The sequence below is a fragment of the Algoriphagus sp. 10J20-15 genome, from assembly GCF_055809615.1.
This window is the reverse complement of sequence record NZ_JBVVUG010000044.1, coordinates 249,650-261,792: the sequence shown is the minus strand read 5'-3', so window position 1 is coordinate 261,792 and position 12,143 is coordinate 249,650. Positions and strand designations below refer to the sequence as shown.

Annotated in this window: 11 protein-coding genes; all 11 read right to left on the bottom strand. The window is 37.7% G+C overall.

The window, feature by feature from the left end:
- Nucleotide 1: 1 nt before the first annotated feature.
- The 11 genes from AC0L6R_RS19560 to AC0L6R_RS19510 all read right to left on the bottom strand — a co-directional run bounded on the left by AC0L6R_RS19560 (nucleotide 2) and on the right by AC0L6R_RS19510 (nucleotide 12,132).
- Nucleotides 2–358 (bottom strand): hypothetical protein, encoded by a 357-nt coding sequence (locus AC0L6R_RS19560; RefSeq protein WP_473272741.1) that lies wholly within the window; start codon nucleotides 356–358, stop codon nucleotides 2–4.
- The gene (locus AC0L6R_RS19555) at nucleotides 345–1,394 is read right to left on the bottom strand and encodes a hypothetical protein (RefSeq protein ID WP_473272740.1); all 1,050 of its coding nucleotides are present in this window, start codon (nucleotides 1,392–1,394) and stop codon (nucleotides 345–347) included. The genes AC0L6R_RS19560 and AC0L6R_RS19555 overlap by 14 nt, the downstream gene beginning before the upstream one ends.
- Before the next feature lie 78 nt (nucleotides 1,395–1,472).
- Entirely contained in the window at nucleotides 1,473–2,633 is a 1,161-nt protein-coding gene (locus AC0L6R_RS19550) for an acyltransferase family protein (RefSeq protein WP_473272739.1), read from the bottom strand.
- Complete coding sequence (locus tag AC0L6R_RS19545; protein ID WP_473272738.1) at nucleotides 2,634–3,719, bottom strand: glycosyltransferase; 1,086 nt, start codon at nucleotides 3,717–3,719, stop codon at nucleotides 2,634–2,636.
- On the bottom strand, nucleotides 3,716–4,360 hold the full coding sequence (locus tag AC0L6R_RS19540; protein ID WP_473272737.1) for a glycosyltransferase family 4 protein: 645 nt from the start codon (nucleotides 4,358–4,360) through the stop codon (nucleotides 3,716–3,718). The genes AC0L6R_RS19545 and AC0L6R_RS19540 overlap by 4 nt, the downstream gene beginning before the upstream one ends.
- A 23-nt stretch (nucleotides 4,361–4,383) precedes the next feature.
- A complete protein-coding gene (locus AC0L6R_RS19535; RefSeq protein ID WP_473272736.1) occupies nucleotides 4,384–4,836 on the bottom strand; it encodes a hypothetical protein in 453 nt (150 codons plus the stop codon).
- Nucleotides 4,833–5,969, bottom strand: coding sequence for a glycosyltransferase family 4 protein (locus AC0L6R_RS19530; protein ID WP_473272735.1), 1,137 nt, complete (start codon nucleotides 5,967–5,969; stop codon nucleotides 4,833–4,835). The genes AC0L6R_RS19535 and AC0L6R_RS19530 overlap by 4 nt, the downstream gene beginning before the upstream one ends.
- Nucleotides 5,969–7,363, bottom strand: a complete 1,395-nt coding sequence (locus AC0L6R_RS19525) for an MGDG synthase family glycosyltransferase (protein ID WP_473272734.1) — start codon at nucleotides 7,361–7,363, stop codon at nucleotides 5,969–5,971. The genes AC0L6R_RS19530 and AC0L6R_RS19525 overlap by 1 nt, the downstream gene beginning before the upstream one ends.
- A gap of 1 nt (nucleotide 7,364) precedes the next feature.
- The gene (gene asnB, locus AC0L6R_RS19520; RefSeq protein ID WP_473272733.1) at nucleotides 7,365–9,242 is read right to left on the bottom strand and encodes an asparagine synthase (glutamine-hydrolyzing); all 1,878 of its coding nucleotides are present in this window, start codon (nucleotides 9,240–9,242) and stop codon (nucleotides 7,365–7,367) included.
- A 3-nt stretch (nucleotides 9,243–9,245) separates the two neighbouring features.
- Entirely contained in the window at nucleotides 9,246–10,040 is a 795-nt protein-coding gene (locus AC0L6R_RS19515; RefSeq protein WP_473272732.1) for a glycosyltransferase family 4 protein, read from the bottom strand.
- A 292-nt stretch (nucleotides 10,041–10,332) separates the two neighbouring features.
- Nucleotides 10,333–12,132 carry an ABC transporter ATP-binding protein gene (locus AC0L6R_RS19510; RefSeq protein WP_473272731.1) on the bottom strand — a complete coding sequence of 600 codons (1,800 nt, stop codon included), beginning with the start codon at nucleotides 12,130–12,132 and terminating at the stop codon, nucleotides 10,333–10,335.
- Nucleotides 12,133–12,143 lie beyond the last annotated feature (11 nt).

Below are 12,143 nucleotides of genomic sequence, written 5' to 3'. Positions count from 1 at the left end.
ATCAAACCAGAGGCCTTGCAAAGGTTTTTGCGAGCTGTGGCTGTAACTCCTTATCAGGAATCTCTTTCTTTTTTTCTTTTGGGATAGTAATAGTCAGCATGCTTATTCCGATCATAAGTGGCGAAACAAAGGTTCGCATAGCGGCATGAAAACTAGTCATTAGGCCAAGCACAAAACAGGCCGTCATTATACCTGCAACGAGGGGATTGGGATGAGATCGGGGGAGTTTTGCGCCATAAAACAGCAAAATAACAAAATAGGCTAAGCCAAGTATTCCATGCTCTGAAAGGAGTCTACTGAGTTCTATGTGAGCCACAACTCCAGTCATTTTTTCTCTGGCAAATCTAAGAGGCGCCAACACCTGCACCTAAGATTGGATGCTCCACCCATAAGTCTATGTCCCCAGTGAAAATATCAAATCTTCCTGAGGTAATAGAGTTTAATGATTTCGCTTTGGAACCCGCCAAGGTACCTGCTGTCTCTCCTTGGTATCTAAGTAGGAGCATGCCATCTGTCAGCTGGTTGATAATAAAAAATGAACCTGCAAAAATTAGAAATGCAGGAATGATGTAATTCCCGATCCTAATGAGCCGGTATTTTGCGATTTGAAGCGGAGAGGCAAAACGAAGAAAAATCAGAATAACGAAAATTGAAAGGAATCCCCCAATCATCCCTCCTCTGGAGAATGTCAGTAGCCCTTGTAAAATAAATAAGCCTAGAATGGTTGTATCTAGCCAATAATGCCCAGAGAATTTCCACTTATTTAACCAGAAAATAAACAGCAGGAAAGAAGCTAAGCCCATTCCGGTTGATACTTGATTAGATCCAAAACCACCAGCAGCCAAGGCATTTGCTCCCAGCTCAAAATCTAATTCATTTAGGTCTGGTGCTTTTACCATCACATGTGCCAAGACTGCAATGAGCGGAAGTAGAATCAGTTTAAAAATATTGGACAACATGGGTGGAGTAACCTTTTTCCCTTTGAAAAAAAGTATAGCCAATCCAACGTTGAGAGGTCCTACAAAATTAAAGATGATGTCCAAAAACCCTACAACATACGAAACATCAAAAGTAAGCGCAGGTAATAGAAACAAGACCATCCAAAGAGCCGGAGCCGAATTTGCCTTGTATTTTATAATCCCCAGAAGCAATAAAAATGACAATAGGTATTTACCTACTTCATATGGAATATAGGGTGAAGTTCCTGACATCCTGGCAAGTAGCTCCATTGAAACAAAATAGACCATAGTGCACGCATAGATTCCTATAGGTGCACCCGGTCTAAGTACTTGATATAAGGAAGAAATTAAAGCCAAGTAAAACCAAGCAATCAGAGGATAAGGGCTTACTGTACAAGCTACTCCTAGGATCACATGAAATATTATCCAGAACAAATAAGACCTTGAATTGAGGAAATATTTTATCATGCCGTAATTAATATAAAGCTTGTTTGGATCATTTCTGAGTGTGGATTAAAATCCGATTTTTGCCAATATTTTTTTTGGCCAATCCTTATCCATGCAAGGTTTTTCTACCAGTAGATAAAATACTGCACAAACGATGAGCAGTATTGAAATCGCTAGAATGGATTGAAAAACTAAATTAGGTAAGTAATTATCCGAAAAAATCAATGTTTTTGAAAATTTCACAAAGAGGTAGAAAAAGGCCAAATGAAGTAAATAGATCGAGTAACACATTCCCCCAACCAAAAAGATGAACGGAAGTCTGAATAATCTATTTAAAAGTGGGCCTTTAAAAACAGCTACAAAGGTGATAAACATCCCAATATTGAAAAGAAGATTATTTAACATGGAGGCTTGAGGCTTGTAAAATAGGAAAAACATAAAGAAGCCTATCAGACCAAATAGATCGAATAGAACTGTTTTTTTTCTAAGCCAATCTTTGTTGTACAAGTAGAACATTGCAAAAAAGGTACCTACTAAGAAATGACTCAAAAAAACCAAAATATTCGTACTTAGTCCATAAGGATGATTGTGTAACACAAAGTTTTTAAAGATAATTGATCCTACAAAAAACAGTGCTAAAACTAGCAAGCCAAGTTTTTTATTCTTCAAACCAAGTGTAAAACTTGCCAAAAATGGCACTAAGATATAAAACTGAACTTCGGTTTCAAGGCTCCATGTCACCGGATTGATGATGGAATATTGATCGTAGACGATATTATGTACGTAGAATATGCTGGCAATAAAATTAGGCAGCATTGCAGTAAACGATTCATTCAATACAAAGATGTGAACCAAGAAAAATGCCGTCAGCGCAATAATAAATGGGGGCTCCAAGCGTGTAAGTCTTCTCCAAAAGTAGTTTTTAATATTGACGGTCTTACCTCCTAACCAATACTGATTTAAGAAAGGAATGCTTAGTATAAAACCACTTATACCGAAAAACACTTTCACACCTAAGTCCAATCTCACTAACCACCAGCCAAGTTGCCAAAACTCCTGATCCGGCAGAGAGACTACCACTTCACTTCCAATTTGTTTTGCTAATAGAAAATGAAAGTGGAAAACCACGACTGTCATAATCGCAAAAAATCGTAGTCCATCAATTTCAGGGATAAAATTGGAACTGCTTGTATTCCGTTGGAACAGCTGTATTAACTTGCTATTCATTTATTTGGCTGTATCACTGATCAGAAGTTGACTATAGGATTCAAAAAACTTAACAGCTCCATACTCCTCCAAAATATGTTGCTTCAGTTGGGATGCTTTAGGTAATTGACTATTCAAATCCAGAAGACAGGTCTTCATTGCTTCAGCCAATTGTAGCGGATCTTTTGCATCTACTACAAAACCAAGTGCTCCAGACTTCAACACTTCCGTACAATCTCCGACGTTGGTACAAATAACAGGAAGCGATGCCAAGCCATATTCCAAAAGAGAAACAGGAAGTCCTTCTGACTCTGAGCTGAGAACTCCGACATGGGATTTTCCCAACAACATAGAAACATCTTCAGAAGGCCCTTGGAGAAGCACTTTACCTTCCAACTGTAGGTCGGCAATTTTATACTTAAGTTTCTCCTCCCAAGCTCGATCTACCTGTTGTCCCACGAGCAGAACCTGAAAGTTAAATCCCTCCATATTAAGGATTTTTGCTGCCTCAATTAAAGTCAATTGATCCTTTTGTGGACGGTAATTTGCTAAATTTAAAAAGGTAAAATGTTTAAATTTTCCGGTGCTCTCTTCTAATTTCAGGTATGGGAAGTTGGGCAAAAAGGCAATAGAATTCTTTCTGTAGGGAAGCAAATTTTGCCAGTGGTGCAATAACTTATGGTTGACAACTACTATTCGATTTATCCACTTAGAAAGAATAACAAACTCATTCCGTTTATTTTCTTCAAGCTGATCACTCAAGCCAAAGTGGTCATGCCAGATCAGCATAAATTTCCCAACCAAAATTTTCAACACTACAGCCCAATAAATTGAGGTGCTATGCGCATGGACATAAGTAGGTTTAATTTTCTGATTTAGCTTTACAAGCCTCCAAAAGGCACCCAAATCTCTGAAGCTTTTCTTATTTAGAAAATGCACCTGAACGTCCTTATTAAGGTAGTTTTTCAACCCTCCACTATTTCTAGAAACAATCAGATGACTCTCCCAACCATTTTCTTGAAATGTATTAGCCAGGTTTACACTCATTCTTTCAGTACCTCCTGGATCGAGAGTGTCCACGAGTTGAACGATAACTTTTTCCTTCATCTTCTTAACACTCCTTGAATTTCCTGATCAAATTTTTCCAAAGTATAGATTCTTGACCATTCCATTGCTTTGTTAGCTTTTTCCTGATACTCTGCTGGATTCCTTAAGAAGCCAATAATTTTTTCACAGACTTCCCATGGATTTGCCTCAACCAAGACCCCTCTTTTTCCATTTTCCACCATTTGTGGGACGCAGGAAACGGCCGTGGTAATGGGCAAACATGCCCAAAACATAGCTTCTGCCACTACTTTGGGCCAACCTTCACTCTCAGAAGTAAAAATTAAGAAATGAGCCCTGAAGAAAGCCTCTTTAATCGTTTGGCTAGTTTGATTTCCTCGCAAAATGATATCCTGCTCCAGCCTATTGTCCTTGATAAATGCTTCTAAAAGTGGTCGTTCAGGACCTTCACCAAAAAGTTCTAAACTGGCATTTATCCCTTGATCTTTTAATAATTTCAGCGACTGGCAGCTGATCAATGGCCTTTTACCTGGCAGTAGACCTCCTATAAAAACCAGTTTAATGGGTACGTCTAATGAACGTGGCTTGCAGGGTTCAATTTCTAAGGTTGAGTAAGTGGCGGTGAAAAAACTTTTCAGGTTTCTGGTCATGGGCTCCCAGTTGCCATAAATGAGTACCTGCATATTTCGTGTCCAGAATTCGCTTGTCAGGATTTTTTGTTGCAATCTGTAGGTTGAAGGCTGAATACTTTTCCAGTCCCAGTTACCGGCATACTTGGCTGATTTGGTTTTCCAGGAAAAAAGATCTGCGCAAAAACTCCCAAAAGCCCCATGTTTCCAGGGCACCTCAAGTGAATATGATCAGCCTTTGTCATTTCGATTAGTATGCTGATAAAAATGTAAGGGACGGTAACTAATGCCTTGAAGCGTTCTGGCCAACTTAGAAAATTAAATTCAGGAACTGACCTGAATCGAATATCGGAATGGATATACGGTAACTCGATCTGATCTTGATTTTGTGAGCTTGTTAGTGGGGCAATTACTGCTACTTGGTCCACATGATTGAACCAAAGGTTCATTTCCTTCACATAAGGACCATATCCGAAATATTGCTGACCGATTTTTTTGTGAAGTACGTGCGTTACAATCAAAAACCTCATGCAATCAACTTACTATAAAAGTCAAGATTCTTTTTTAGAATTACTTCAGGTGAGAATTTGATTTGGGCTGCATGGGCTGCTGATTGTGCAACCGCTTTCATTTTTATAGGGTGCGCAAAGGCATTGATTATTGTTCGAGCAATATCATTGGGACTATTTGGGTCACATAACCAGCCATCTACACCTTCTGATATCACTTCTGGGCCTGGCCCTAATTTGGTGAAAATCACTGGTCTTTGCATTGCCATTGCTTCAGGAGCTACGAGTCCTAAAGTCTCGGAATGGGAAGGAAATATACAGATAGATGCATTCGCGTATACTTGCGGTAATTCATTTTGGGGAATTGGCCCCATAAATGAAACCATCTTTAATGAGGTAGCTGGAAGTTTCTTTTTTAATGATTCCAGATAGCTCTGACCATCTGCGTTATTCCAATCTCTGCCGTAGGCTAGCAGCTTCACTTTGGGGAATAATTCAGCTACAATAGGAAGCGCCTCGCAAAGTTGCCTTATCCCCTTTTTCTCACAGATCGTACCTACAAAAACCAATCGAAAAGGTGTTGCGCGGCTCAACTCTGCTGGCTGAAAAAGTGAAGTATTGATGGGGTTAAAAATAACCTCAGTTGGCTTAGATAGAAATGAGATGTATTTGGACGTATGAGATACCACGTATTCGGATACGCCTATGAATGCATCAGCCTTTTTGAAGGATCGTTTTTCCTGAAAGCCTTTCCAAGCATTAACTGATCTATTTTCACCTTCTGCAAAAAAATGGTGTCCACCATGGAGACGAATCAAGTACTTAATTCCTTTAATCTTATTTAAAAATGAAAAGGACATTTCAGAACCTTCAACAATGTCTATAGGAGATGATTTATGAAGGATCCTGAGTTCCTTATTTACAGCTTGGAAATTATTCCACCAAGAGATCCCGGGAACATATCTAAAAGGCGTATAAATAATTGAAACTCCTTGATCATCTACTATTCTACGGTTCGAGTTGGTTCCATTTATAACAGACACCTGATGCCCCGCCTCAGCCAGCCCCCTACAGACTACCTTTAAAAAGCTTCCAATGCCTCCATGAGCATGCCCATCTTGAGGGTATTCATTGGATAAAAAGCAAATATGCATTAAGCTAGATTATTAACCATATCAATTAGTGCTTCAGAAACTCTCTGCGAGGAAAGCTTCATAGGGTCGGGTTGCACAATCTTTTCAAACCATTTTTTATTGTCTGGGCTAATTTTTTCTGGGTTTGAGATGGCATTTTCGACCATAGATAGAATTTGATCGGGGCTATTTATCCACCCAACGGCTTTGAAACTTCCCATAGATTTAAAATGCTCAAATCTATATACTGTATCAACTGACCAATCTGAAGAGGTATTAGGGTGATCGTAATTTAAATAAAGACCAACATTGCCAAAAGCCGTAAAGTCCAGAGCCATTGTAGAACCAATATTTACGACCACTTTGCAATGGTATGCTAGATTGACCAGCATCTGGATATCTTCAAAAAGTGGGAAATAGCTACTCCAATGGCCACCTTTTTCCCAAATTGGTTTCAGAAGTTTCATTTCCCTGAATCTATCTAAAACCGATTGATAACGACTTTCTGACTCAACCGGAACTGGTCTAAAGATTAATTGTATTTCTGCATGGCCATCCAAAGCAGATGCAACGTCATTCAGATAGAGTGAGTCATTAGGAGAGGTAATGGTATCACAACCGGAAAAGCAAACCCAACTTTTAGATGCATCTAATCCGTACTTGGTGGCAAAGGCATCTTTCTCCATAAGTAGGCCCTTATCAAAATAAAAATCAAATTGAGGAGTCCCTGTGATATAGATTTGATTGTCAGTTATTTCCGGATAATAATCTCTCAACTCCTGCTTCATATATTCAGACCAAACAAAATATTTATTCGTTCGAAATGGCAATCTCCCTTTAGGAAGATTATCCCATGAAAATATGGCAGTTGCAGTTGGGATATTTAAAGCTTTAGCAGCCTCCATAGTAGCAGTTACACTAAAAACGCGTTGATGAGTACAAAAAATCAGATCAGGATTAATCTCCTTTATGCGGTTGATTGCTTCTTTGAACTTCTTGGATTTCTGAATCAGCTTAAATTCTCTATCCTCCAAATCAGCAGTTTCTTTGTAAGACTTAGCCCTACTACCTACCCGTTCAGCCAATTTCATCAACGTTTTATTTTTAAAAGAACCTGCTCCTACCAACCAATTTGTCATGATGGTAGGATTATTCTTTTGCTGACTATTCAGCTTAAGTCTAGCGTATCTAGCACTTTCTCTAAACAGCTGAACAAACATATTATCTGGAAGATGCTGGAATTCATATTGCTCAAATTTCTCCCCAAACTTTTGCTCAGAAAGCTCAATCATCGAACTATCCAAGCTATGCCATAAAATTACTTCATGACCAGCAGTTCGGATATGGTTGATGATGTCTGAATAAAGGTAGTTTCTAATACCTACTCCATCAGGTATTAATAAACATATTCTCATATTAATTAGTGTTTGTTTTGGAAAGCAAATCAACCTCAACTTCAAGGTGGAAAACTCTCAACCAGATTTCTAAAACCAGTATGGTGAAAAGAACCCTGGCTATTCTTTGCGTTGGACCTTTCCGGAAGGAATAAAGTAATTGCTTTATTCCTGTTGTATTAAAATTAAAGTAATCTGAAGAGATGTCTTCATGTAGGTACGCCTCTAATATATCTCCCCATGATTCCTGGAGGAATTTCATGTATGGTATTGAAAAGCCTTTTTTGGAACCGTTTGACAATTCCCCTGTAAAATCCATCAAAAGACTTTTTGTGATTTCCTTATCGATTCCATTTGGCGATAAAGCTTGCATAGATGATTCCAAACTTAAATTCACCAATCGATGATCCAAGAATGGTGCTCTCACTTCTATGCTAGCATACATGGCGGCAGAGTCCACTTTATGAAGGAAATCTCCAGGAAGTCTGGTTAAAATATCTACTCCGAAGGAAGCTTTTTCGGGATTAGAAGCATATTCATCTTTTATTTTTTGATAAACTTTGGAGGTATAATCAACTTTATCGTCTGTCCTAAAAACCATTTTTCGGATACCATAGCTGAGGTTATTCTTAGCATAATAAGATTCCCAGGAACCGTATTTTATCCTATTTTTATCAGAGAGATATTTATCTGTGGAATCGGATTTAAAGTCAAGAGTTTGATTAATTATTCCTGAAAAAATGGCATTAGAACTTCCAGCTTCCTTTAAGTATAAGTTAGGTTTATTATAAGACCCAAATACCTCATCGCCACCGTCGCCTGAAAGCATCACTTTGGTATGATCAGAGACAGCTTTTGTCACCAAATAAGAGGGGATTAAGGAGGCATCTGCTAAGGGTTGGATATTTTTCAACAGATTGCTCAACACATCTAAAGACCCCGGATCAACATGAACAATTTCCTGCTTGATATCCAGCTTCTTCGCAAACTCAGAAGCAGCGGGGGCTTCGTCTGAGTGGCTTTCGCTGGTGGCCATTGTTACCGCTAAAATATCAGGTTTCAATTCCTTTGAGATAGCAGTTATTAATGATGAATCAATACCCGAACTAAGAAAAGTTGCTACTGGTACATCCGCATGAAGCTCCTGATCTATAATTTCATAAAGCAACTCCTTCACTTCCGATTTCAGTTCATCAAAACTATTCTCCCTAGTTACCTTTCTAGGAAACTCGTAATAGGATTCAATTCTGAGATTTTCACCTTTTATATGCATAAAAGATGCAGGCATTAATACCTGCACTTCATTGTAGATAGCATGGCAGCTATTAATATACATATTCTCCAAAAGGTCAACTATTGCACTCTGATTAATGGTCAGCTTATTATTATATAGCTTTCTTAGTGCTTGAAGTTCGGACGCAAAATATAGCGTGTTGGCTTGATGAATGTAGAAAAATGGTTTTTCACCAAATCTATCTCTAGCAATAAACAATGATTTATCTGAAGTATCGTATATAACGAAGACAAACATTCCTACCAGATGCTTACACAAATCCTTACCATATTCCTTAAATGCTACTAGAACCACTTCTGTATCAGAACTTGTCTGAAAAATATAGCCTTTAGCTAAAAGCTGATCTTTTAGAATTTGGTAATTATAAATCTCACCATTAAAAATGATTTTGAGATTTAAGTCTTCTCTAGAAAATGGCTGATTAGCAGTCTCTGAAAGATCAATAATAGAAAGTCTATTATGTCCTAACGCTACTGTTTCGTCGTGCCAAACACCTGTGGCATCTGGCCCTCTATGAGCTTGAGCCTGTAAACCAGATTTTAGGTTATTTAACTCAAACTCCTTGAGAGCTCCCTTCAGTTTAATTATTCCCGCTACTCCACACATAAATCAGGAAGTAAGTGCAATCTTATATTTTGTAAGCCAGTCAGAAATGGAATGGTAATTATTTAAGTATTCCAGATTTGCTACGTAGGTGAAATCCTTAGAAGCGAGATGGAATGCTTCCATCCAATTTTCTATTTTATTTGGATCTTTGACAAGATAGGCTTGATCCAGATCTTGAATCACCTCAGGAATTCCTCCGTTATCTGAAGCAATGACTTTGTTTCCTGATTTGGCTGCTTCTACCAATGAAAGTCCAAAACCTTCTTTCCATAATGATGTAAAGAAATAGATATCCCCAATCTGTAGGTATTGAGATAACTGATCGTTCGGTATTTTACCCAAAGCGCTAATATTGGGATGATCCATACTTTCAGTATTTTTCACACCTATAATAAGAACCTTGAAACTTAAATCTTTTGAAAGGATTTTATTTATAATTTTCAAAAATAAATGCAGGCCTTTTTTAGGTCTGTTATTAGACATCCAAACCAAGATTTTATCCTCTTTTTGAAAACCAAGTTCAATCTTTTTATCTTCTTTTTGTGCTTGGGTTAAAGGAAAAAAGACATCAGATCTTACGCCATTTCCTACTATAAAAACTTCAGGAGTGAAAATCTCATTTATCTCCAGAGCTCTCTTGTAGGCTAGATTTGTCAGGAATAACACCTTGTTTACACCCTGTTGGACCTGAGGGCTAATTCGAAGTTCATGGCCATGAAATGAAAAAACCAATTCAATTGAGAGATTTGAGCGGCTTTTAAAAGCTGACAATACTTCAAGCAAAAGTGTATCATCCATAACCACGATTTGGATAATATGATCAGCCTTCGCTAGATTCTTTATATCCCTAATGTAGTCTGCTCCTACTCTATTTATTAACTGCCAATTTCTAAATCTTGAAGGCAACTTCAGCAAGGATTTCTTACGGCAGAAACGAAATTGCTGATTTGAATCTTCAGTAGGTGACAAGATGAAGTCGAAGAAGCCAGGGTTCTTTTGAATAAAGAACATAATCCTGTTTGTCCAGCTACCTATCTTCTTGGAAGGAAGGGCAGTATTTGAAACAAGAAATCTCTGGATGCTCACCTAATTAATTAAATTCTTGAAGTTCTACCATTCTTTTAAACTGACCATTTTCAGATACTAAATCTTCGAATTTTCCTGTTGCCATGATTCGCCCTTTATCCATAAGTGAAATTGTGTCCACCTTACGAATGGTACTTAGCCTATGGGCAATAATTATCATAGTAAATTTACCCATCAGCATGTCAATGTTATCTTGAATAAGCTTTTCTGTTTCGGAGTCAAGCGCGGATGTTGCTTCATCAAAAATCAGCACATCTACATCTTTGAAAAGTTCTCTCGCAATAGAAATTCGCTGTTTTTGCCCTCCGCTCACCATGACACCATTATCTCCTAATCGAGTATCTTCTTTTTGCGGCAATGATTCTATGAAATTATCAATATTCGCTAAAGCGACAGCTTTTTGGAATTTACGTAAATTATTGGGTGACTTTTCAGCCCAGAGAGTAACGTTATTGTAGATGTTGTCATTAAAAATAACCGGTTCCTGTGTGATATACCCGAAGCGTTGCCTATAGGAGGACAAATTGAGAGCTTCCCTATCTTGACCATTGACATTGATTTTTCCAGAGCTAGGGTGGAAAAGCCCAATAAGCATGTTGACTAATGTGGTTTTCCCACTTCCACTTTCTCCTACAAAAGCATATGTTTTAAGGGGCTCGATATCTAAATCGATTTTGTTTAACACCTGAAAGCCATTTGGGTAGACAAAGGAAGCTGATTGGATTTCGAGCACTGTGATTTTATTTACCTCTGGAGTTATATTGAATTTCTCCTTACCGTCTTTAAAATCATCGATAAGATTGACCGAAGAGATTACCCCACCAATATTTGAAATGAAACCTTGCCAACTCCCTTGAAGTGTCACTATATAGTTCAGTGATCTATAAAAAAACAATAGACTCATAGCTATAGATGACAAAGTTCCCCCCAAAAAGTTGAGTTGAATTAGTATGATAATTAATACAACCACCAAGATGATAGGTTCTCTGGCACTTTGCATAATGGCACCATAGATTCCTATTTTTCTTTGGCCTGTCTCTATTTGATTGATGACAGACTTTAATTTATGGTTATAGCTTGAAAAATAATCTGTAGCTTTTAAATACTTGAAATTGTGAACTGCTTGGATCAAATACGACTGAAATTGATGGCCCAATAATGATAGGTTGATGGATTCTTTTTCTGTACGTGTAAAGAAGAATCTAAAGAGAAAATTAGATAGATAACCACCAAGAGAAACCAAGATTGCGAATTGCCAGTTGGACAAAAATGCCAGTCCAATATATACTAGCAATAGGACTAGATGCTGTATACTGTTGAAATAAGAAAGAAAGCCATAGGTAATCTTCACCGCTTCAGTGGAAAGAGTATTTTGTACTTTTCCTGAATCTAAGTTTAGAAAATGCTTGTAATCCAGTTCGCTCAAGCCATCCACCATTTGAAATCTGATCTTCTTTACGAACTGATTTTGGAGTTTGATTTTCACATACCCATCTAAAAATTTGAAAACTGCCTTCAACATGAACATGATGACCATAAAAACTACTACTGAGTTTAGAGTAAGGTCAAATCCAATCCATTCAATTCCAGTTAATAGGAATTTCAAGTCCCCCATGTTATCAGCAGAGGATAAATCATTACCATCTGCTGCAATTTGAAAGATGGGCATAATCAGAGCCAATCCAAATCCATCTAAGACCCCAACAAATAGACTTAGCAGGATCAATAAAATAAGTTTGGGACCTACATAGGAATAGAAAAAGCCAAAATGCCTTAAATATTTATTAAATATTTTCTCGAACATGAATAAGTAGT

What these genes read in the sequence shown, in the direction of transcription:
- AC0L6R_RS19545 (WP_473272738.1), bottom strand. Translation starts at nt 3,719, where the DNA reads ATGAAGGAAAAAGTTATCGTTCAACTCGTGGACACTCTCGATCCAGGA.
- asnB (WP_473272733.1), bottom strand. Translation starts at nt 9,242, where the DNA reads ATGTGTGGAGTAGCGGGAATAATTAAACTGAAGGGAGCTCTCAAGGAG.
- AC0L6R_RS19535 (WP_473272736.1), bottom strand. Translation starts at nt 4,836, where the DNA reads ATGAGGTTTTTGATTGTAACGCACGTACTTCACAAAAAAATCGGTCAG.
- AC0L6R_RS19550 (WP_473272739.1), bottom strand. Translation starts at nt 2,633, where the DNA reads ATGAATAGCAAGTTAATACAGCTGTTCCAACGGAATACAAGCAGTTCC.
- AC0L6R_RS19530 (WP_473272735.1), bottom strand. Translation starts at nt 5,969, where the DNA reads ATGCATATTTGCTTTTTATCCAATGAATACCCTCAAGATGGGCATGCT.
- AC0L6R_RS19540 (WP_473272737.1), bottom strand. Translation starts at nt 4,360, where the DNA reads ATGCAGGTACTCATTTATGGCAACTGGGAGCCCATGACCAGAAACCTG.
- AC0L6R_RS19525 (WP_473272734.1), bottom strand. Translation starts at nt 7,363, where the DNA reads ATGAGAATATGTTTATTAATACCTGATGGAGTAGGTATTAGAAACTAC.
- AC0L6R_RS19510 (WP_473272731.1), bottom strand. Translation starts at nt 12,132, where the DNA reads ATGTTCGAGAAAATATTTAATAAATATTTAAGGCATTTTGGCTTTTTC.
- AC0L6R_RS19515 (WP_473272732.1), bottom strand. Translation starts at nt 10,040, where the DNA reads ATGGATGATACACTTTTGCTTGAAGTATTGTCAGCTTTTAAAAGCCGC.